Origin of the sequence: Pseudoalteromonas luteoviolacea, from assembly GCF_018100925.1 — a bacterium.
Lineage (GTDB): Bacteria > Pseudomonadota > Gammaproteobacteria > Enterobacterales > Alteromonadaceae > Pseudoalteromonas > Pseudoalteromonas obscura.
On the sequence record NZ_JAGJEH010000002.1, the window covers coordinates 446729 to 466954 of the forward strand.

The 20226-nt window shown below is 40.3% G+C and carries 23 protein-coding genes; 12 read left to right on the forward strand and 11 right to left on the reverse strand.

Going from position 1 to position 20226, the window contains the following annotated elements:
* Positions 1 to 135 precede the first annotated feature (135 nt).
* Together J8M00_RS04830 and J8M00_RS04835 are read right to left on the reverse strand one after the other, a co-directional pair.
* Positions 136 to 855 carry a sulfite exporter TauE/SafE family protein gene (locus tag J8M00_RS04830; protein WP_211009208.1) on the reverse strand — a complete coding sequence of 240 codons (720 nt, stop codon included), beginning with the start codon at positions 853 to 855 and terminating at the stop codon, positions 136 to 138.
* A gap of 23 nt (positions 856 to 878) precedes the next feature.
* Entirely contained in the window at positions 879 to 1490 is a 612-nt protein-coding gene (locus J8M00_RS04835) for a LysE family translocator (protein WP_211009209.1), read from the reverse strand.
* 436 nt (positions 1491 to 1926) lie between these two features.
* On the opposite strand from J8M00_RS04835, the gene J8M00_RS04840 reads away from it, so the two are divergent.
* Entirely contained in the window at positions 1927 to 2838 is a 912-nt protein-coding gene (locus tag J8M00_RS04840; protein WP_211009210.1) for a hypothetical protein, read from the forward strand.
* A 121-nt stretch (positions 2839 to 2959) separates the two neighbouring features.
* A complete protein-coding gene (locus J8M00_RS04845) occupies positions 2960 to 3973 on the forward strand; it encodes an IS110 family transposase (RefSeq protein WP_211009211.1) in 1014 nt (337 codons plus the stop codon).
* Between the two features lie 579 nt (positions 3974 to 4552).
* Here the strand turns inward: J8M00_RS04845 and J8M00_RS04850 are convergent.
* The 7 genes from J8M00_RS04850 to J8M00_RS04880 form a co-directional block, all read right to left on the reverse strand.
* Entirely contained in the window at positions 4553 to 4981 is a 429-nt protein-coding gene (locus J8M00_RS04850) for a response regulator (protein WP_211009212.1), read from the reverse strand.
* Between the two features lie 13 nt (positions 4982 to 4994).
* Positions 4995 to 6494: a sensor histidine kinase gene (locus J8M00_RS04855; protein ID WP_211009213.1), complete on the reverse strand. Its 1500-nt coding sequence runs from the start codon at positions 6492 to 6494 to the stop codon at positions 4995 to 4997.
* Entirely contained in the window at positions 6491 to 7120 is a 630-nt protein-coding gene (locus J8M00_RS04860; RefSeq protein WP_211009214.1) for a hypothetical protein, read from the reverse strand. The genes J8M00_RS04855 and J8M00_RS04860 overlap by 4 nt, the downstream gene beginning before the upstream one ends.
* 569 nt (positions 7121 to 7689) lie before the next feature.
* Positions 7690 to 7932, reverse strand: coding sequence for a hypothetical protein (locus tag J8M00_RS04865; protein WP_155250802.1), 243 nt, complete (start codon positions 7930 to 7932; stop codon positions 7690 to 7692).
* A complete protein-coding gene (locus J8M00_RS04870) occupies positions 7913 to 8857 on the reverse strand; it encodes an ornithine cyclodeaminase family protein (protein WP_211009215.1) in 945 nt (314 codons plus the stop codon). The genes J8M00_RS04865 and J8M00_RS04870 overlap by 20 nt, the downstream gene beginning before the upstream one ends.
* A gap of 12 nt (positions 8858 to 8869) precedes the next feature.
* A complete protein-coding gene (locus tag J8M00_RS04875) occupies positions 8870 to 9949 on the reverse strand; it encodes a M24 family metallopeptidase (RefSeq protein ID WP_211009216.1) in 1080 nt (359 codons plus the stop codon).
* A 346-nt stretch (positions 9950 to 10295) separates the two neighbouring features.
* Positions 10296 to 11024, reverse strand: coding sequence for a hypothetical protein (locus J8M00_RS04880; RefSeq protein ID WP_211009217.1), 729 nt, complete (start codon positions 11022 to 11024; stop codon positions 10296 to 10298).
* A gap of 185 nt (positions 11025 to 11209) precedes the next feature.
* On the opposite strand from J8M00_RS04880, the gene J8M00_RS04885 reads away from it, so the two are divergent.
* The 10 genes from J8M00_RS04885 (at position 11210) to J8M00_RS04925 (ending at position 18869) form a co-directional block, all read left to right on the forward strand.
* Positions 11210 to 13594 (forward strand): hypothetical protein, encoded by a 2385-nt coding sequence (locus J8M00_RS04885; protein WP_247687226.1) that lies wholly within the window; start codon positions 11210 to 11212, stop codon positions 13592 to 13594.
* Between the two features lie 379 nt (positions 13595 to 13973).
* A complete protein-coding gene (locus J8M00_RS04890; RefSeq protein ID WP_211009218.1) occupies positions 13974 to 14972 on the forward strand; it encodes a sphingomyelin phosphodiesterase in 999 nt (332 codons plus the stop codon).
* A gap of 22 nt (positions 14973 to 14994) precedes the next feature.
* Positions 14995 to 15123: a hypothetical protein gene (locus J8M00_RS28410; protein ID WP_282099755.1), complete on the forward strand. Its 129-nt coding sequence runs from the start codon at positions 14995 to 14997 to the stop codon at positions 15121 to 15123.
* 191 nt (positions 15124 to 15314) lie between these two features.
* A complete protein-coding gene (locus J8M00_RS04895) occupies positions 15315 to 15515 on the forward strand; it encodes a hypothetical protein (protein ID WP_023401155.1) in 201 nt (66 codons plus the stop codon).
* Between the two features lie 329 nt (positions 15516 to 15844).
* Entirely contained in the window at positions 15845 to 16210 is a 366-nt protein-coding gene (locus J8M00_RS04900; protein ID WP_211009219.1) for a DUF2306 domain-containing protein, read from the forward strand.
* A 95-nt stretch (positions 16211 to 16305) separates the two neighbouring features.
* Positions 16306 to 16695, forward strand: coding sequence for a hypothetical protein (locus J8M00_RS04905; RefSeq protein WP_211009220.1), 390 nt, complete (start codon positions 16306 to 16308; stop codon positions 16693 to 16695).
* 112 nt (positions 16696 to 16807) lie between these two features.
* Positions 16808 to 17185: a MerR family transcriptional regulator gene (locus J8M00_RS04910; RefSeq protein WP_023401152.1), complete on the forward strand. Its 378-nt coding sequence runs from the start codon at positions 16808 to 16810 to the stop codon at positions 17183 to 17185.
* 36 nt (positions 17186 to 17221) lie between these two features.
* Complete coding sequence (locus J8M00_RS04915; protein WP_211009221.1) at positions 17222 to 17797, forward strand: NAD(P)H-dependent oxidoreductase; 576 nt, start codon at positions 17222 to 17224, stop codon at positions 17795 to 17797.
* Between the two features lie 386 nt (positions 17798 to 18183).
* On the forward strand, positions 18184 to 18414 hold the full coding sequence (locus J8M00_RS04920) for a hypothetical protein (RefSeq protein ID WP_211009222.1): 231 nt from the start codon (positions 18184 to 18186) through the stop codon (positions 18412 to 18414).
* A 233-nt stretch (positions 18415 to 18647) separates the two neighbouring features.
* Positions 18648 to 18869, forward strand: coding sequence for a hypothetical protein (locus tag J8M00_RS04925; RefSeq protein ID WP_211009223.1), 222 nt, complete (start codon positions 18648 to 18650; stop codon positions 18867 to 18869).
* A gap of 112 nt (positions 18870 to 18981) precedes the next feature.
* Here J8M00_RS04925 and J8M00_RS04930 read toward each other — a convergent pair whose 3' ends face one another.
* The gene (locus J8M00_RS04930) at positions 18982 to 19449 is read right to left on the reverse strand and encodes a GNAT family N-acetyltransferase (protein ID WP_211009224.1); all 468 of its coding nucleotides are present in this window, start codon (positions 19447 to 19449) and stop codon (positions 18982 to 18984) included.
* An 80-nt stretch (positions 19450 to 19529) separates the two neighbouring features.
* Positions 19530 to 20192, reverse strand: coding sequence for a DNA alkylation repair protein (locus tag J8M00_RS04935; protein WP_211009225.1), 663 nt, complete (start codon positions 20190 to 20192; stop codon positions 19530 to 19532).
* Positions 20193 to 20226: the final 34 nt, after the last annotated feature.

Here is a 20226-nt window from a genome sequence, read left to right on the forward strand (position 1 = left end):
GTTATTTCTCTATCTTGTCTAAAACACCTTAAGAGTATCGTAAGATTATGGATTGAGTGTGGACACATTTAGCCGCTACATTTGTATTATAATTAAATAGGCGCTCAATCAGCTTTATCTGCCATTACAAAACGGTTAAGACTGTGATATGAATAGTGAAGCCAACATTTTTATCGCAAGTGCCGTCAGCGTGAGCTTGATAATCCAAATGAGCTTTGCGTTATTACTAGAGAGTCGCAATTTGCTGCCACAGTATGACCCCGCGATAGATCCAATAACCATGTATAAGATGAGTGAGCCACTTTGTAAAAGTGTTGACGAAAACATTGCAAAAACAGGCACTTTTGCCAAATGGCTGAGAGTCATAAAGACTGCACTGGTGGCGATGATTTCATCTTTACATTTGAGCTGTTTAGTAAGTACAGAAAGGGACAGAGGCCCAGTAGCACCTACCAACAAACCTAAGCCGGTTTGCAGCACGCCTATGACATAATAGTTTTCGAATTGGCTAACGTAGTTTGCAAATGGCTTGTACCAAATGTTGAGCAACAAGTAGAGGCCAATTGCCGCAGGGATATAAGTCGTAGGTAAGTTGTATAGAACCAAACCAAATAGCAAAGTCCCAATGACTGACCCAATTAAGAATGCAGGCAATAGTGACCACTTCACATAAGAAATCGAAAACAGCGCTCTTGATGTGTTGCTGGCAATCTGTGTAATACCATGAATAGGGATGATTATAGCGGGACTTAAAAACATGGGAAGAACTGCGATAAGGAGCATTCCGCCACCAAAGCCAATGATTGCAGCTATCAGTGACGTCGTGAATGCGATTATGCCTAGCAACAGTTCCATGTTGGCGACCTTAACTAACTTGTTTATGTTCTGGTGGCAATCGCCACGCCTGAGGCGGACAGTAAACTACCTGCTAATTTGTTAAATATGTTCAAACGTTTTGAGTTTGAGACCAGCTTTTTGGCTTTGGCTGAGACATACGAATAACCTAAGTTAACCGAGCCAAATGCTAAGGTCGCGCAGGCAAAAATGCCTAAAATATCTGCTGTGGAGATGGTTTTAAAATCGACAAATGCTGGAAACAGTGCAACATAAAAAATAATGGCTTTTGGATTGCTCATTGTAAGCAAAAAGCCAGTTAATATGTCCATATGGTGCTTACTGTTAGGTACGGTTTGCTCTGCCAGCGAAGGTTTTGAGAAAAATAAGTTGACGCCCATCCAAATTAAATAGCCCGCGCAGAGATATTTTATAATCGCAAAAGCGCTCCCCATAGACTCTGCGACATATGCTAAACCAGAAACTGCCAATAAAATAAATACATAGTCAGCGAAAATGAGTCCTACCGTTATCGCTGCACCACGACGGAATCCTCCAGTCATTGAGGCTGTTGTTATTGCGATAACGGCAGGGCCGGGAATAATGCCAACAATGAACATGGCAAAGAAGAGGGCAATATAGCTTTCGATAGTCACTTGGGGCTCCAAAAAGGCGTTGAGTGATAATCCTACCATACAATATGCAAATTGAAGGGAAACTATTTTGATGGGTTGAGGTCATGGATGACTATTCAAAGAGATTACAAATGATTGAGTTCATTAATTTTTCGACCAAGTGAAGCAATATCTTAGACGATATCGGCTTATAGGCACTGAAAGGGAAATCGTTACGTCGTCGCTGTCCCTCGTTCTACCTTAAGGGGTTTGTATCGACAAACAAATTGCGCATATAAAATTGGTGTGTTTATTGCTGTAAATTACTGATAGTAGATAGGTTGCCGTCTGCTGTTAGGATTTTCTAAGAACAAATGAAGGGGCAAGTAGGTTCGCGAATCATGATTTTACTTTGACATTATGACAACACTTAAGTCGGTAATTTGTTTAACAATTCACACATCAAAAGGAGATGACAATGCAGGTTTCAAATACCAGCAGCACGCAGTATAGCTATCATTCAAATGCTGCGAATAAGGCCCATACAACTCAACGAGAGTTTAATGTAGAAGAATCAAGTGCTGGCTCAGCCAAAGGTATCGATGTCAGGGGTAAAACCAATCTTATTTATCTGCTTGAAAAGAAGGATATTGTACAGCTGTCGAAAGATGAGGTGAGCTGGCTAGCAGATATTAAGGAGTCTTTCATGTCGGTGCAGGAGACTGAAAACTATTTAAAGTCAAATGGCCAGAAAAAGGAAATGAATGCCATCATATATGTCGAAGGTAATGTTGTATCTTATCAGACTCAAGAAGGCGGTGTGTATTACACAGATAGTAAAGCGGAAGAAATTTTCCGCAAAGCGGGGTTTGATGCTGAAAAAGTGAAGGAGCTAGTGAAAGAAATGTATCCAGATGGTGCCAAGGTGCAATTTTTTGAGGCAGGTGAGGGGCCTTCAAATGCACAACTGTTTGAACAGATACATGGCTATTCTTACAGCGAGTTTATTAGAAAACAAGTAGATAGCTTAAACCAGTCAGAGTTTGATCAACAGTTACGGCAAGAAGAATACCATCGAAGCAAAGTTCTGTTTGATCAATCTCCTCAAACCGAGATTTTCAGTGTGGGGGGCCAAGTAGTCGCGAGTCGTGGCGAAAATGGCTATATAGATGTGGGCCAGCACTTGTTGGCGCAGGCGGATGCAAGGGGTATTGAAAGGACCGAGCTTAAAGAGATATTCACAGTATCACCTGAGCGCACTGCTGCACAATATCTGGTATTGCTACAAGATGTTTTCGGCGATGAGGTTACGCTTCAATCATTTAGCTCAGGTGATGCGCCTACTCGCGCCGAAGTTAAGTTGATGCAGGCTAATAACAGCTCTGTTTAAAAAGTGTAAGCCGATTAAGTTTCTATAGTTATTCAAACATGGTTCCTGAAACGATATATGGACTCCACCACATCTCACATACAGTGTAATGTGGTGTCGACCAAAACAAAGGAGTCCATATATGAATAATCGTAACGTGATTGCGCTCGATCTTGCAAAAAATATTATTCAAGTCGCAAAAGTCTCTAAACATGGCGAAATTGTTTTTAATAAAGCACAGTCTCCATCTAAAGTTCGCCAAATACTCGCTAACTCTCCGCCTAGTATTGTTGCCATGGAGGGATGTGGGAGCTTTCATTATTGGGTGCGGATTGCTCAGTCCTATGGTCATGAAGTTAGAGGCATGTCTCCGAAACATGTTAAGCCTTATGTAAGCAAACAAAAAACAGATGCCAATGACGCTATCGGGATTGCGGTTGCTGCTATGCAGCCTAATATGCCCTTTTCTCCAGTCAAAAATATCGAACATCAAATTCTCCAAACGTTCACTGTAAGTCGTCAGTTTTTAGATAAACAGCTTACACAACTCGGTAATCATATTAGGGCCCTATTTTATGAATATGGCATCACTATTCCTCGCTCCAAGAAAGTATTAAAAGAGGTTTTAACTGCGCGTAATGATTTACCAGAGGTGTTATTGCCATTAGTTAATGTCTTAAAAGCTCAATACCAGCAAATAGAGCAACCTCTGAATAAAGTCACTAAAAACCTAGAACTGCTTGTTTCTCAAAATGAGCAATGCCAACGTGTTATTGCGCTTGAAGGTGTGAGTGTTTTAGGTGCAGCGGGGCTAATTGCCAGCTTGAGTCAAACAGAGCACTTTAAAAATGGACGATGTGCTTCAGTATATTTAGGCGTTACCCCAAAACAATTTAGCAGTGGCGGTAAAACCGTGATGCTGGGAATTGATAAATGTGCTGGAGATAAACAGCTAAAGTCCTGTTTATTTTTGGGGGCATTGTCATACATTTCTAATCTACCGGAAAAGCCCAAGACATTAAAGCAGCAATGGCTCTTAAGGTTGGTTGCGCGTTCAGGTGTAAAGCGAGCTTGTATTGCGCTGGTGAATAAAAATATCAGAACGGCTTGGGCAATGCTAAAACAAGGTACGAATTACCAGCCCGTTATGATTTAAAAAACATCTTCAAAAGAGTTCGACAACAATGTAATTAAAACGGTAAGATCAACCTTCTGAAAACCTGTCTGAACTTGAAGTGATAATACACTAGCGAAACGTTTAGGACAGAAGGTGCGAATAAATCAAAGGTTAGAGAGTAGCGCTCTCAAAAGAAACCGCATATACGCAAGCATCTTTAATTTTAAAAACATGTTGTCAAACAAGTGGAGTCCATATACAAGTTCAGGAGGATGACCTTTGGTTCACGGGGTTGGCTTGTAGTTCGGGAGGATAGTCTTTTGTATAGGGCAACGGTCTTAGGTCTAGGGAGAGGGCCTTTCATATAGGTGGGATACAGTTTAAGGAACGTTACAGCTTTAACTGTCGTCATTGTGGGCTTGCCCCGCAATCCATTTTATTAATGCAAGTTGGGTTTTAGAGGCGGCAGTCTTAGCGACTGTTAAAATAACTCGTTTCACCTTGGGCAAAGTAAATGAATTCACTTCGCCCACTGTCATTAACACTTTGCGCTTAATTTACCTTACGCAAAAGAATCGTATTCTCAGTGTTTACCGACGGTGCTTTCGTACGGTAGCACTAATAACCCATGCATGAATCGATAGATTCTTGAATACACTCTTTTGACAAATCCCCTTTATTTAGAAATCCTTTTACAAAATCATAAGCCTCTGTTTTTCGTTTATCTTCTTCCATGGCTGAGGATGTGAACATGATAAATATAGACGAGGTATAATTTTTGTTGGCTTCTCTTAGTTTATGAAATGCGGCTAAGAACTCAAAGCCGTTAACACGAGGCATATTGATATCTAAAAAGATGAGCAATGGCGGAAAATCGTCTGCAAACCTTTTGTAGTTTTCTTCATAATCCTCAAGAAAGTTCAGCGCAGTTTCCCCATTGTCTGCTTCAAATATCTGCGTTGAAATATCAAGCTTTTTGATGACTCTTTTAAGTAAGTAACGGTCATCTTCACAATCATCTATAATCATAATTGAAAATTTTTGCATGTGGCCTCTAGATTCAGGTTGGTAGCTCAATAATAAATTTTGTCCCACTTGCCGAGCTGCTAAATTGAATTACACCATCCATTTTCTCAATGTGTTTTTTGATAATATACATACCTAAACCGCTTCCATATGCGATATTGGGATGGAATCGCTGGAACATGCCAAACACTTTGTCCGCATATTCCTTGGGTATACCAATGCCATTGTCTTCGATAGTGAGTATCGTTTTATGCGGCTTTTTCATGGTTGTAATTCTGACATAGCGGTTGGGTTTGTCTTTGTCTGAATACTTTATGGCATTTGAAATCAAGTTTTCTAATACTTGTAAAATACGGGCTTTAGGTGCTGTAAGCTCGACGGAGCAATCTACCTCTGCTTGAATTTCAACATCATTGCCGATATAAACAGCCTGTAAACGAGCCTCAATTTCACCGAGTAGTTCAGAAATATTGATCTTTTCTTTATTACTCAACTCTAATTCAGCTTTTGCTAGATTAAGAATGTCAGTGACTAAATTCTCTAACTTCTTCACATGTCCAGCGATATTACTGGCATTTTTTCTCACGTCTTGATAATCACCATCATCAATGTCCTCACATATCGCCGTCGCCAGACCTCTGATTGTAATCAAAGGTGCTTTTAGGTCGTGAGACGTTCTATAAGAGAATTGAGAAAGTTCATCATTTGAAGCAACTAGCTGTTTGTTAAATAGTTCTAATTTTGCTTGATATTCAAGGTTATTTCGCTCTTTTTCGTAAAGTTGATTAGTCATTGTGCGCAAAGCAGTATCTAGCTTCGCATCGCCACTTGAAAAAGTTCTATCGAGGTCATAGTTACCGCGAGCTATTGTGTCAGCCAACTGAATCGTTTGGTTAAGAGGAGTAAAAACGGCTCGAGCCAATAGAATTGATAAAGATACACCTCCCAATAGGCTAAGTAGAAGAAACATCATGGTTGTGTCCTTTAAAGTGCGTTCTTGTTCCTCTTCTTTCAAAAACGTACGTTGCATCTCCCAGTGCTGAGGCTCTGAAATTTGCCTAAACTTTTCAACAACTTGTTGCTCGAGAGGAGCTAAATCCTGTCTTAGCATTTGAATGGTTGCATCGGCAGATTGCGTATGTGTTTTTGTTACTATAGTTTGCTGTAAGTGCTTGAGCTGTATAAGATCTAATGCAATTTCATTTAAGAGGTCTAGATGTTCTTCTCGTTCCCAGCGCTTTGAATGGTTCTTTAATTGCGCATAGTTCTTATTGATAACGGACCAGGTGATCTGCCATTGAAGTGTGTATTTTTTCTCTTTGGTTAATATCCATCTTTGTATACTAATGATTGAAGTATTAAGCGCTTGAACGACTTTTAAATTAGCTTTAATAGATGGGTCTAAAACATGCTGGATGTGACGAGATGATTCAGTAAGCTGGTTGATTTGGAGCAACGAGAATACGGTCATTGACAGAAACACCAAAGTAATTGCCCCAAAGCTAAAGGCTATCTTCTTTTCCAAAGCATTCATATGCTTACACTCTTTTTAAACTTTTGGCGAGTTACGAGCAAGGCACTAATCACGGTGATGAATAGCAAACTAGGAAGCACAATTAGACCGATTTGCAGCAGTATTTTTGTTGCTTGTTGATCCACAATATCTAACTTGGTATGTACCGAAACAGCCCAAGGTTTGGTACTTATTGGAATCTGATAGTTAATATCTTGAGAGCCATCATTTCTGGTTTGAATTCCGCCAAATGGAACACCTTCACCAGCTGATTGTGTAAAAGTTTTAACCTCTACGCCATTATTCATTGTCCAACCAGTTGTATCTTTGTTGATATTTGAAGGCTTAGGGTGCGCGATCACTTTATTCTCGTGCTCGATGATACAAGCAAAATGCTCACTGCTTTGTAGTGTGTTTTCTAGCATATTCTGGACATCACTAAGCACCTTAGCTGAGTCTTCGCCTCGTTCCAGTTCAATAGATACAAGCGTTGCTAATCTTTCTGCCTGTTCTCGGTTTTTATCTAAATTAAGCTTGAATAAAGCGTGATATAGTTGGTTATGGAGCAGGGGAATTGCTGCAACGACAACAAAGGAAGTTATAATAAAAAACGTACAAAATACTCTTAAAAATGAGAATTGTGTCATATATTCGGCTCTTTAAAAGTCCGTTCCTAATTTGCAGGCAGATTGCTGACTGCAGCCCCATAACTACGTTTAATAAACCCAAGTACACCAAACAAGCCTATGTTTATCCCATGTAGATTGCTACGCTACTTGCCAATATGCAGCATGTATATAAATGATGCGTTAAGGTAAATAATCGTATGGTGTAGTGTTCAATTTATATCTGCTGAAAATAAAAGCGTTTATGAACTAATAAGTGCTCTTTTTTATTATTACAGATTAATCGCTACTAATTATAATCGGCTATCGAATAATAGCGAATGTGTCCGCGGTTTTTGCTAAAAAGCCATATTTTGACAGTGGCAACTTTTCAGCCTTACCGTATATAAGTGGTTGGAGCAATTATAATGACGTTTAATTTTTAGTGGATGATTGACTTGAAGAAGCCGCTAGCCACTTTAAGGTACATGGCATTGAGGCGTCATGTGGACTGAGTTTGATTTGCGCCACACCGGGAAGAAGTAACCTTGCTTTAAAAGCTAGGAGCAAATACCAATCAAGGGGTGTTGATTGGTATTTGCTACCGGGCATTATAAATGCCAGATGTTTTTGTCATCGGCTAACACCTGGCATGCTTCACCTGATTTGTAACGCAGGTAAAAAGCGTCGTCGTAAAGCACTTTACTGCTACAGATCACATCTTCATACCTGTAGCAGATCAGCAGATGATCTTGATGGCAAATCAAAGTATTACACAGACGTTTGTCATGAACGATGTTAACTGAGATAACCTGACACGCCTTGCACTTAGCCTTACTCTTGAACCAAGTCATAAACAAGTTTCGCCGTAACCAAATCACTCAAAGCGGTGCCCACAGACTTAAAAAGCGTGATTTCACTTTGACTCGCCCGTCGATAGGTATGACTTTTAGCCAGCTCAGTTAATTCTGCCTTAACCTGTGATTCACTAAATACGCCCTCGGAAATTGGGAGTAGTAACTCACCCGCTTCATTTAACACATTAATTCGACTGTCTACGTATACTGAGCTGCGGGTAACAGTGCGAGTGTCGCACTCTCTATACTGTTTATGATGATTTCCGATCAAATCAATGTGAGTGCCAGGGGAGACCCAGTTACCATCAAAAAGTGGGGTATGGCTCCCTGTAGCACAACTGATAACGTCGGCAGATGCAATCAAACTTTGGCATGCTGTACCAAATTCAAATTGTATTTTCCCGTGCTGTGCAGACAACACTGACAATAAGGTTTTTGCTTTATCAGGGTTTCTGGCAACAACAGTGACTTTTTCGTAGTCACGTACATTCAGGTGTGCGTTGATCATAAATGGCGCGAGATTACCTGAGCCAAAGAACACTAAGTGTTTAGCATCCTTCTTCGCTAAATAGGAGGCGGCGAGCGCAGATACGGCAGCCGTGCGCCAAAGTGTCACTTCGGTACCATCAATAAGCGCAAGTGGCTCCCCAGTTTGACGTGAAAAGAGCATTATCTTTGAATAGAGGCTGTCTTTGTCTTGTTTAAAGTTTTCCGGAAAGTATGTAAAGGCTTTTACACCAATGACGTCGTTGTTCCAAGCTGGCAGCACGGCAAACGCATCGTGATTATCTGCTGAGTTATCTAGCTCGAACACTTGGCGCATCGGCATATTGGCGTCACCCGAAAAGCCTTCAGCAATGGTATCAATTAAGACTTTAAAATTGAGCGCTTGTTTGACTTGTGCGCGATTAATTAATTGCATAACTTAGCTTCCTTATAATTCAAAATTTTGCGCAGAGTGAGTTAGCTTTTGATAGCCGTTTTTAGTGACCACGATATCTTCTTCCAGTCGTACTCCCCCGACGTGAGGAATATAAATCCCAGGTTCTATGGTGATGACATTGCCAGCGCTCAACACATAGGGATTATTGGGCTTGATAAAAGGATGTTCATGTAAAGCAAGGCCCAAGCCGTGGCCCAGTCCTTCACCTGCAAATTGCGCGAATTCGCTATTATTCAATACTTGATGCGCAATCTGATTCAAGGCATCGCAAGACACGCCTTGCTTTACTTTTTCTAATGCTGCATGCTGGGCACGTTGAACGGTGTTAAACATGGCTTGTTGTTGAGCACTGGGTGTGCCGTAAACATAGGTCCGTGTCATATCTGAGCGGTAACCACCAACAACAGCACCAAAATCGATTAAGATCAGGTCTCCATGGCGTAATGCACGTTCACTAGGATCCCCATGGGGTAGAGCGCTTCTTTCGCCAAAAAGCAAAATTGTATCAAAGGAAACCCCCTGGGAGCCTTTTTGACGCATTTTGTATTCTAGTTCTAACGCCAGATCTCGCTCTTTTACTCCCTCTCGGACGAGTGTTAAAGTCTCACAAAGCGCTGCATCAGCAATATTGGCAGCCTGTTGAAGATATGCTATCTCTACATCATCTTTTACTTCACGTAGCGCTTCCACCCAACCAATTGCACCCTGCACATGCGGGTAGGTCAAGTCAGCGGCAATGGCTGCCCACTGAGCTACACTGACATGCTCTGACTCATAGGCGATTTTATTGAGCTCTGGAAATAGCGTTAAAATACACTGGCCAAGACGTTCTGCATCTCGGTCACGTCTTATCACGTGTATATTTTCTGTTTCCAAGCATGCCCGCTCGTAATATCTATAATCTGTAATTAAGTAAGTATTGCGCTTGGATATTAGCAATGTGGCAGCATTACCACTAAAACCAGAGAGATATTGAATATTCTCATGGCCTGAAACCACCATCATATCTATTTCATGCTGTGACAACTTTGAGATCAGTTGTTGTCTTCGAGAGTTATGGTTCGCTTTCAACTACGCCACCTATTAGAAATTGAGTGATGTACTTCACTCTGTTACCCAAATTCAATGTATTCGCCTCGAAATATATTGTATACAATTGTGATAAGCAAGCTTTAAATATTTAGTGATAGAGTGTTACAACGGACAAATTCTCAATTAGGTGACAGTGATTTTAAGTTAGAACTTGAATTCTAGCTATATAGGCTAGGAGCATTTAGGGGGTAGAAGAGGGCAATGGAGTTTTACGGTATCGAATGTGTGCGAATTAAAAGTTTCAGAAGTGGCTGCTAGCGTGAATTAATGTACCTGCAGCCATCAAAAAATACTTAGCTCCAACGCTTTACAAACTTAAACTTTTTTATCGTTGTGCTTTTATATCAAAGAGTTGAATTTTACCAGAGCCATTGTCTATCAGCTCAAATGAGTGAGCATTTCGCACCAAAACACTCCCACTGCCATCATCTATAACAACTTTGCCAGATACATTCTTAACGACTATTTTCCCTGAGCCATCTTCAATAGATACATCACCGTCAACTTGCTCAACAACAACCTTACCTGAGCCATCATCAATGGCAAGTGCACCATGCACACTATGGATGTTAATGTTTCCAGAGCCGTCTTCAATCTCTAACGACGATAGGTTATTGCTGATCCTGATTGACCCTGATCCATCTTCAATTCGGCCAATACTGGCGCTTTCGATTATGATCGCGCCCGATCGGTCCTTGATATCGGTTAGTAGTTCGCTAGGCACGGTGATGGTTAAATGGATCAAAGTGTGGTTGTACTGTCGGTGGCAGGTATTGGCTGTCAGTAATGCGATGTTTTTCTGCTTAATGAGTTCAAAGCAGTAGTCTGTATTCGCCTGAGATTGATAAATATCAGCTTTAACACTTATCTTATCGGTCTCTTCACCAATAACCGTTAGCTTTCCAGAGCCTGCGTCAATTTTTAATCTATCTAAACCAGCTACAGGCAATGATAAAGTGCGACTTTCCACAAAATCAAAATCATTTGAAAAGAACTGTAGTGCAGATACCTGAGTGCAAAAAACAGCCATAGCTGTCAAAAAGTAAGTTTTCATTTCAATGTCCTTAGAAAGCATTTTTAACTGTGACGCAGTCGTGTAGAAAAAGGTTTAAAGGCTATTCTGAAACGCAGTTTTTTGGCGTTTCAGTTACCTAATTTATCGGCGTTAAGCGAATTTACTTGGTTCTCCCCTGAAAGTATTGTATACAATATACATAAAATAGATAATGAGAAGCTCCTATGCGTAAAACTTGCCTAAGTATCTGTCTAGCCACCTTGCTAAGTGGATGCGCAGCGACAACATCGATCAAGACATCGTCCAATATATTACCGCCATCAAAAATGCAGGTGGACTTAGATGTTTCTGGTCGCGTCAGCACCTTAAAGCATATTGATATTCAATATGTTGGGAAAAACATACCGCGGACATACAGTGACGGTAAAATTACCAATAGCCGCGGATATGACTGGTGGGTAAGCAAGCATTTTGCTCTAAAGAGTGATCTTCCAGAAGAAAAAGTTCGCCTGTATTTAGAGTTACTAGAGATGTCATACCCGCATTACGTTGAGTTATTTGGTATGGAACCCAGTAACATAGAAAACCAACGGATCGCGGTTGTTTATGGTAGCTCCAGAGCCAGAGTGCGAGAAGCGATGCTAGATGACGGCTTTTTACGTGGTGTTCATACACATGCTGGTGGCGAAACCATGTTTTACAATCGCGCTGGCTATAGCTTCCCAAGCCACCGGCAGCATCACCAGCGGTACATCGTTATCCATGAAACTATGCATGCGTTTCATATGGCACTCAATGGCCACTCAACATGGGCGCCTAATTGGATCACCGAAGGAATGGCTGATGCAATAGCCAGTCACACTTTTGATCCACAGAAAAAACAGCTCAATGTAATGGTTTTTGACCGAGCGCCGATGAATTATTTAACGTCAGGACTTGCCCAGTATCATCAGGGGGGACAACCAAGTTTTGAACAAATTAATGACAACCCGAGTCTTAAACGCGGCTTGAACTTTTTCATCGTACACTTTTTGCTCAGCGATCCGACACGTTACCATTACTTTAAACGCTATTTGAAAGAGTTGATGCGTGCAAACCCGGACTCTCAGGAGACATTACCGACAGCCAATAAGCTGTTAAAAGCCACTTTTCCGGATTGGTCGGCCCTTGAAAATGAGTTTACTCAGTTTGTTAAAACAGCACAATCTAGCTTTTATATTGTTCAAGGGCCATGGGAGCAAAGCGGCCCAGGTTATTTCCTAAGAAGTGATAAAAGTGAAACTCTGCACCGTCTTGATATCATTGCTGACAATGACAGCTTGCAAACGACTTTAGACTTTCCTGCACCATCACCTCATCCATTGATCATGCCAGTGAGTAAAAATAGCTTGGCAGCTTTAATACATTTCGAGCCCGAGCAAGTAGGGCGCGGCGAAATTGGTATTGGCCTGTTAACTGAGCTCAGTAAAGACAGCAAACAAAAGCGTTTGGGACTGCTCAAAGAAGCTGACTTTAGCCAAGATAGAATGCTGACTTTATTAATAAAAAATGGCAACAAGCTTGTGCTTGATGGAGTCGGGTATGATGAACCAAGCCAACATATCTCTCTTACTCCTGAGGCTATTGAAGATATTCAAAAGTATCAGCAACTTGCACTTAATTTGACCAAGCTAGATGATCAGCTTGTTGTGACGCTCAATACTAAGTCTCAAAGCCAAAAAGTGACTTTTAATTTGCCTAAAAATACGCAAGATATGGTTAATTTGCAGCAAATTGCGATACTTGGTAAAGCGATGAATCACACGCTTACACCGTATGTTTTTGGTCATACAACCTCTGTAGCAACATTGAGTGAGTCTATTGCTAATCCTTGGTTATATCGTGATGCTCAACTGGCAATGCGCGCATTCAACACCTGCGAGGAGTTCACTCACGATATACCACAGTGCCAAGCGCAGTTGAAAAGCGCTTTTGATAAGCTCACTGACCAAAACAAACATGATGAGTTATCTACACAATTACGACAATACTTGACGCTTTGGCGTAGTCAAATTAACCAACCTACGGCACAAACCCTTAGCGGTATTGAGCTTCAAGTGAGGTTTGACAACGACCAGCCTTTTATTAAAGCCATTAATCCAAGTGATAGTGTTGCTGAGTTAATACTTACTGGTGGAGATAAAGACATAGTGTACTCGCTCTTACCGGGAAAGAGTCGCTTTGATTTGACCGATAATACCGCCACTTATAGCTATAAACTGATTTGGCAAGATATACATCAGTCTGGGTTGTTAGATGTCGAAAGTCAGCGCTTTGACGGTGTGTACTTGAATGCTTCACTCCGACAAAAGCAGTTAAAAATAGCGCTAACCGGGCCTTATTCAGGCGCTACCTCTGGCGAGTTAGCGGTACAGTTTTTACCATTTGAACAGCCAATAAAAAGCACTAACATGTGGCAGGAAAGTGTAGAAATATCGCCCTATGAGCAAAAAGTGTGGCAGCCAGCTATACAAGTGTTGCCTAATCTAAAAGGTGGTATTTTAGAAGTGACTGCGACATTGGAAGTTGATGGTGAACCCGTCAAATTACAGCAGCGAATAAAACTTTAAATTCATGCTGAGCATTTTGTATATTTTTTCCCTTTGTAAAACTTGATTGTTTTAGTCAATCCAAAGGTTAGCTGTAATAGCTAACCTTTTTTTAATCATATGCCTTTTGAATTGGCCCAATTATTTTCTGGCCTTTGGAAAATAATGGGATTAGACGGCAGCCAGCGATCCCTCTTAAGCGTTGAAAATACGGCTTTCAATAGCAATAAAAATTCCAGAAAAGTGTCATAAAAAAAGCAACTTAGCGCAATCAAACCGACATTAAAAATGATTATTTTCATTGCTGCGAAATTTTCACCAGTCCTCTGCGTCTTGAGTATGCAGTAGTAAGTGATTATCTCAATAAAAACCAAAAGAATAGTGATGTATTGGAGAAAAAATGAAAATCAAACATGTCCTGCTGTGTGCAACAATGCTTATGAGTATGCCAAGTGTGGCCGATTCTCTCAAAGTGATGGCTTACAATATCATGCAGCTAAATGTGCAAGATTGGGATCAAAGTAATAGAGCCCAACGTTTACCCATGGCGCTTACTTCGCTTGATGACAGGCCTGATGTCATTATTGTCAACGAAGTCTTTAATAGTGATGCTGAGCAAGCTCTCGCTGCGTTATCTTCTATATATCCTTATCAAACCCCCAACGTTGGACAGGATTGCAGTGGTAGCGGCTGGGACGGTTTGACAGGTAACTGTTCTAATAGCCCATTTGTCATCCGTGGGGGAGTGGTGATTATCTCCAAATATCCAATTATTTCGCAAAAAGCACATGTATTTACTCAGAGTTTGAGCGGTAGTTGGGACTATTTAGCAAATAAAGGCTTTGCTTATGTTGAAATAGAAAAAGGAGGTCTACGCTATCACTTGATCGGTACTCACTTGCAAGCAACTCATGATGGCAATACAGAGGAAGAACACCGTGTTCGCATGGGCCAGTTGCGTGAAATTCAAACTTTTATCAAGGCACAAAACATTCCTAGCAGCGAGCCGTTGATCATTGGTGGTGATATGAACGTGGAATGGAGCAAGCAGCAAGAAGTAACTGATATGCTCACTACAGCACGTGCGAAGCTGAATTTCGAAACGCCAGTGATAGGTTCATTCTCAGCAAAACACAACTGGTTTACAAAGGCCAACGCATACTATTTTGATTACAGCCTAGAGTACAATGATACCTTGGATTATGTATTTTGGCATGCTGATCACAAACAACCCAAAAACAATCCGAGTATGACTGTGCGTTATCCAAAAGCTGACAAAAACTGGTATTGGAGCTATTTAAAAGGCAACTGGAACCTCAGTAACGGCCGCCATTATCACAATGGCTATTATAATGAGCTATCAGATCATTATCCGGTGCAGGTGAACTTTGAGTTTTGATTAAGTGCTAAGTAGGTGCTTGATGACGACACTCAAAACAGAGTTAACAGGCGATAGCTTGGCTATTTCAATCAAACTGACGCCGATTATTGTTTCAATTAAGCACCGTTTATCAATGACATTAACTTCCTTTAAATATGATTTAAGCTAAGTGGATGAAAGAATCCCTAAAGCTTAAGTTGTATGAGATTGCAGTTTTTAAACTTAACTCGATTTACTAGTTCTTCTTCCATTAAATTTTAAATAATCTATTGTTTACATTTTGTTCTCAATGTATAACATTAAGTGGCTGTACTAAAAGTAAGCACATTTTGGGTTTCACATTTAATTAAGGAAAGAAAAATGATAAAAAGTATCTTAGCCGCAACGGCACTGATTGTTGCTACATCCATCCCGACTAATGCAAATGCATACGAAGAAATTTTGGTAGAGTGTTATAAAAATGGTCGCCTATTATGGAGCGATGTTTTTGAATCATATAATGAATCTCGTACTGCTGAGAAAATTTGCAGAAGAATAGGCGGCGAGCCAATTAGCTACTAAATTCGAGCATGTCTAAATAGTGAGCTCGCATATCGCATGAAAAAAGGTCAGCTAGATAGTTGGCCTTTTTTGTAAAGGTCGTAATCAATTTTGAAGTAAGTGTACACAGGTAGTACGTGACCCGCCTATTTAAGTATTTATACTAATATCCCGTATTTTAAGGGGTAGCCGAAAAGCTAGGGAGCGTATTGTGGCTCAATGGCAAAAGTGCTTTGATAAACCAGATAAAGTGTTTTAAGGTAACTATTCAACTGCTGTTTATTTGAACTTGAATATAGAAGCTGGCATAAGTTTAATTGGATAATTCACTTCTTAATTAAAGGTTGCATATGGATATTGCACTCCCAACACTCATACATTTATTCGTGGTTATTCCAGCCATATTTTTAGGCCTTCTAAATTTGGCAATGAAAAAAGGCACTCGTATACATAAGCTCATAGGTAGGTTGTGGGCTGTGCTTATGTTAATTACCGCTTTTAGCTCTTTTTTTATTCAACCAACAGGAAGCCTAACTTGGCTGCACTTGTTTGCTATTTTAATTATCGTCTCGGTTGTCGCCGGAACGCATGCCATTTATAAAGGTAATCGAAGGGTTCATATTGATTGTATGTGCGGTGCATATATTGGTACGGTGATCTCCGCTGTTGTTGCCGCAAGTATCCCAGGGCGCTTATTACACACCATGCTGTTTTAACAATATCGTACTAATTTACTCAGCTTTCTGTTGATACTGTGACTTATATTTTATGCTATAAATAGCGAAAAAATAAAAGGTGTAAAGAGGTTTGTATGACAAAGGAGCCATGGGTTAATAGTGAAATTTTGGCGGGAGAGCCTCTGGTTGGAAACAAAGAAGGCTTAGAGCAGCTAAAAATTGCCATTGAGCAAGTACTGGATGGCTCATCAACTTCTCAGTGTCAACTCTCACTTTGTGACAATATATCGGTCCATATACAAGAAACCCAACAATACTATACGGCGCAGCAGGAAGATAATCGCACCTGGCTTCAAAAGCTGCGTGATAACTTAATCGCCAGTTTATTATTTAGTTGGCTTTTTCTTCTACCCCTAGCTGCGCTTGCGCACTTTGCTAACGATATATACGCACAGCCCAAGCCAGAACCTCGGTGCCTGATCCCAAATCCGCCATTAAATAACCACGATAAACTTGTTAGATAGCGATTATTCCTGTTAGCCATAAAGTTAGTTGTTTTTGAGCGATGTGGATAAAACAAATATATCGTGAATTATTAAGGCTAATTCCATTCATCTCACAAATTAAAGGAAATCTATGTATATCGGAGAGGTTGCAAATAAAACCGGATTATCAATAAAAGCGATTCGATTGTATGAAACGCGAGGCTTGATTAAAACACCTTTGAGACAAGGACGCTACCGCGTATACGAAGATTCGCACATAGAGGTGCTGAACCTAATCAAAGAGGCCAAGTCGTTAGGGTCTACTTTAGCTCAACTTGACGAGGTGATTGTCTATCAAAATGGGGAAGTAGATTGGCTACGAATAGAGCAGTTTCTGGTTGGGCTTAAGTGTCAGTTGTCACGTCAGGTAGATTCGTTAAATAGCAGGATCTCTCGGATTGAAAATTGTCTGTCTACGATAAAATCTTGTCCTTCTATGCTTGACTCTACCCCTAGGGGAAGAGACTAGACTCGTCATCAAACTCAAAAATAGGAAATGAGTAAAATGACGAAAAAAATACTAGTTCTAAATGGTAATCCAAAATCAAACAGTTTTGGTCAACACTTGGCAGATATCTACAGTTGTGAAGCAAGAGAGTACTTTGAGGTAAGACGTTTTAATTTATCTGAAATGACATTTAATGCAAGTTTGCAGTATGGCTACAATACACCACAAATTTTAGAGCCTATTTTAGTCGAGTTTCAGAAGGCAGTTTTGTGGGCTGAGCATATTGTAATTATTTCGCCGATTTGGTGGGGTGGGATCCCGGCTAAACTTAAGGGCTTATTTGATAGAGCGTTTTTACCAGATTTCTCTTTTAAGTACGAAAAAGATAACCCTGTACCTGTACAGCTCTTAACAGGTAAAACGTCCCGCCTTATTCTAACAATGGATATGCCTGCACAGCATATGGAAGAGCAAGCAGCGCCAGTGATTGCTCAACTTGATACATATACATTACAGTTTTGTGGTATTCAAAAAGCACAAATAAACTTATTTGGCTCTTTGGTCTTAGCAACACCTGACGATAAGCAAAAGTGGGAGGGAACGATGAAGTCGTTGGGAAGAAAAGGTCTATAAAAGCAAACCATTCAATGTCTAAAAGCAAGTTGGCTAACCGTGCTAAAACAGTTAGCCGACTAACGACCTCTTTTTATTGTCTGAATGTGGTTACCTCAACACGCTCTAATTCTGTTTAATTGATAAATACCTGATTGAGTCTTACTTCTCTCGTTGCAGCTAGTTTATCGAACTTGATGAAAGTAGACGCACTCTTTTGTGCACTCGTATTCACATAGCTCTAGTATTTGGTAAATTTTGATTAATTTTTTCATGATAAATTAATGATTTTATAGAATTTAAATAACGGTGGATTTTACGTTTCATGGTTGTTTACAGTCTTTTTTGTCTATTATATATTCGACTTGATTTTAATCTGTTTAATTTAAACAAGGGAGTTTATAAAAATGAAATTAAAATCAATTTTTTTTGGCTTTGCTACAGCGGCTACTTTATCTTTAAGTAGTCATGCAATGGCCTCTATTGGCAGTAATACCATGCTTATTACGTGTGTAGATCAAAGTGAATCCAAAGTGCTGTGGTCGGATCGCGCCTCTAATCCTAGAGTGCAAAACGCTTTGTTGACGAGGTGCTTATATGAAGGCGGTTTCCCTGAGGTTCGTTTTATTACGTATTAAATACATCAGATGTGATGTATGGCGATAGGGGTTCTCCATTTAGTCTTTCTCAGCAATGTAAGGTAAAATAGTGTATTTTGGCATGAATAGTTATATGTAAATAGTTCGTGCGTTTGTAAAATTCAGGTGTTTAAAATAAACTCCGATTTTTATTGCTCTATTTAACAGCTCTGTATTGCTGATTTTAATTTTTATATTTATATAAAAGGTATAAAACAAGGGAGTATATAATAATGAAACTTAAATCAATGCTATTTGGCGGCATAGCTGCCATTGCTCTATTACTTGGTGTGCAATCAACAGCTCATGCATATATGACGATTTTGGTAACTTGCATAGACAAAAATAACTACAACATCTTATGGACCTCAAAGTCTATTTTCCACGCCCAGTACAGAGAAGATGTAAGGCGTTGTATCGCGGATGGTGGTTACGCTGAGGTCGATTACCTCTAAACACTGAGTGGACCAAGTACGTTTGCGCTGAGTAAACGTACTTATTAATTAACCTAAAACTACTTTTTTAAAAGGTTTAACCCGTGAATTCAAACATCACTTTTTGCGGTGTTTAACACATGCCCTTCATAATGTAATTTGCTCCCGCTGGACTGCCCAAATACTTTTCATTTGTGTCTTCAAAGCCTGCTTTTTTATAGCATTGGTATGCGGGGTTGTTACGGCAGTTGACGGTTAAATAAATTTGACTGTACTCGGGATAAAACTCGCGCACGTAAGGGAAAAGGGCATGCACTGCTTGTTTGCCATAGCCGTTGCCTTGTTGGCGTTTATCAATCACAAATGCGCGGATCCCAACAGCATCTTTTGGGCAAAAGTCATATTTCTGAGCATAAGCGAGGTCAAGCTTAAAATAACCAATGACGTTGCCTTGATATTCAATCACATGCAAATGGGTGGTGTCGCATATATCATTTAAAAACTCGGAAGCAATGCCTGCAAATTCAACCTGACTATCTTCAATTTGAATGGCTTTTACCTGTTCTAGATGTTTTTCAGAGAGCTTTGTTATCGTTATCATGATGTGCTCTTAAGTGTTATAAAGTAACAAAAGAATAATTGATATTTTCCAAAATTACCATATTCGGGACGAAGTTCTATTTACAGCGACATGAGCTGCGCTTTGGTTTGTTTGTCGAGTTTTTCTAGCGCATATCGGAATGCCACCCGAGGCATGTGTTTGTGGTGAGTTTTGAGATAATTAATAACGACGTCTGGCGATGACTTTGAAAGCACTTTTAGTAGCCAGCCATAGCCTTTTTGCACCAAATCATGTTGATCATTGAATAACAAGTTTGCCGCGTTTAAAGGGGCGTTTAGGGGGGATTTACCTTTATTTAATGGGTAAATTAAAATGACTGCAACGGCTCTTCGAACAGCGAAGTTGCTGTGCGTGGCCCAATGGTGGGTTTTATCAATGAGTTGGGGGTATTGCACAATTAGCTCGCCAAAGGCATGGGTACAAAAATCGTCGCAGTCGTACCAGTCGGTGACATAGTGCAGTAACCAACATTCGAAAATATCAAAGGTACTTAGTGTATATTGTTTTTTGACTCGAAACGCCCAGTCATAGGCGATTAAACTGAGCATCCAATCACGCTCCTCAAGCAATTGCTCGCACAGGTGCAGTACAGATTCAATCTGGTGATCAGCTAATTGTCGGTAAAGCGTTGCAGAAAGTTGCCGAGCCTGTGCTGTTTTGATTTTTTGCTGCGGATAGCCAAGTTCAGCCAAAGCGCCTAAGGCAGTGTCTTTGATATGCATAGCGTGTATCAATGCGTTGTTTTAAAACACATTA

What these genes read in the sequence shown, in the direction of transcription:
- J8M00_RS04895 (WP_023401155.1), top strand. Translation starts at nt 15,315, where the DNA reads ATGATAAAAAGTATCTTAGCCGCAACGGCACTGATTGTTGCTACATCC.
- J8M00_RS04890 (WP_211009218.1), top strand. Translation starts at nt 13,974, where the DNA reads ATGAAAATCAAACATGTCCTGCTGTGTGCAACAATGCTTATGAGTATG.
- J8M00_RS04935 (WP_211009225.1), bottom strand. Translation starts at nt 20,192, where the DNA reads ATGCATATCAAAGACACTGCCTTAGGCGCTTTGGCTGAACTTGGCTAT.
- J8M00_RS04865 (WP_155250802.1), bottom strand. Translation starts at nt 7,932, where the DNA reads ATGACTTGGTTCAAGAGTAAGGCTAAGTGCAAGGCGTGTCAGGTTATC.
- J8M00_RS04830 (WP_211009208.1), bottom strand. Translation starts at nt 855, where the DNA reads ATGGAACTGTTGCTAGGCATAATCGCATTCACGACGTCACTGATAGCT.
- J8M00_RS04845 (WP_211009211.1), top strand. Translation starts at nt 2,960, where the DNA reads ATGAATAATCGTAACGTGATTGCGCTCGATCTTGCAAAAAATATTATT.
- J8M00_RS04900 (WP_211009219.1), top strand. Translation starts at nt 15,845, where the DNA reads ATGGATATTGCACTCCCAACACTCATACATTTATTCGTGGTTATTCCA.
- J8M00_RS04850 (WP_211009212.1), bottom strand. Translation starts at nt 4,981, where the DNA reads ATGCAAAAATTTTCAATTATGATTATAGATGATTGTGAAGATGACCGT.
- J8M00_RS04910 (WP_023401152.1), top strand. Translation starts at nt 16,808, where the DNA reads ATGTATATCGGAGAGGTTGCAAATAAAACCGGATTATCAATAAAAGCG.
- J8M00_RS04880 (WP_211009217.1), bottom strand. Translation starts at nt 11,024, where the DNA reads ATGAAAACTTACTTTTTGACAGCTATGGCTGTTTTTTGCACTCAGGTA.
- J8M00_RS04860 (WP_211009214.1), bottom strand. Translation starts at nt 7,120, where the DNA reads ATGACACAATTCTCATTTTTAAGAGTATTTTGTACGTTTTTTATTATA.
- J8M00_RS04870 (WP_211009215.1), bottom strand. Translation starts at nt 8,857, where the DNA reads ATGCAATTAATTAATCGCGCACAAGTCAAACAAGCGCTCAATTTTAAA.
- J8M00_RS04930 (WP_211009224.1), bottom strand. Translation starts at nt 19,449, where the DNA reads ATGATAACGATAACAAAGCTCTCTGAAAAACATCTAGAACAGGTAAAA.
- J8M00_RS04925 (WP_211009223.1), top strand. Translation starts at nt 18,648, where the DNA reads ATGAAACTTAAATCAATGCTATTTGGCGGCATAGCTGCCATTGCTCTA.
- J8M00_RS04905 (WP_211009220.1), top strand. Translation starts at nt 16,306, where the DNA reads ATGACAAAGGAGCCATGGGTTAATAGTGAAATTTTGGCGGGAGAGCCT.
- J8M00_RS04855 (WP_211009213.1), bottom strand. Translation starts at nt 6,494, where the DNA reads ATGAATGCTTTGGAAAAGAAGATAGCCTTTAGCTTTGGGGCAATTACT.
- J8M00_RS04840 (WP_211009210.1), top strand. Translation starts at nt 1,927, where the DNA reads ATGCAGGTTTCAAATACCAGCAGCACGCAGTATAGCTATCATTCAAAT.
- J8M00_RS28410 (WP_282099755.1), top strand. Translation starts at nt 14,995, where the DNA reads ATGACGACACTCAAAACAGAGTTAACAGGCGATAGCTTGGCTATTTCA.
- J8M00_RS04920 (WP_211009222.1), top strand. Translation starts at nt 18,184, where the DNA reads ATGAAATTAAAATCAATTTTTTTTGGCTTTGCTACAGCGGCTACTTTA.
- J8M00_RS04885 (WP_247687226.1), top strand. Translation starts at nt 11,210, where the DNA reads ATGCGTAAAACTTGCCTAAGTATCTGTCTAGCCACCTTGCTAAGTGGA.
- J8M00_RS04915 (WP_211009221.1), top strand. Translation starts at nt 17,222, where the DNA reads ATGACGAAAAAAATACTAGTTCTAAATGGTAATCCAAAATCAAACAGT.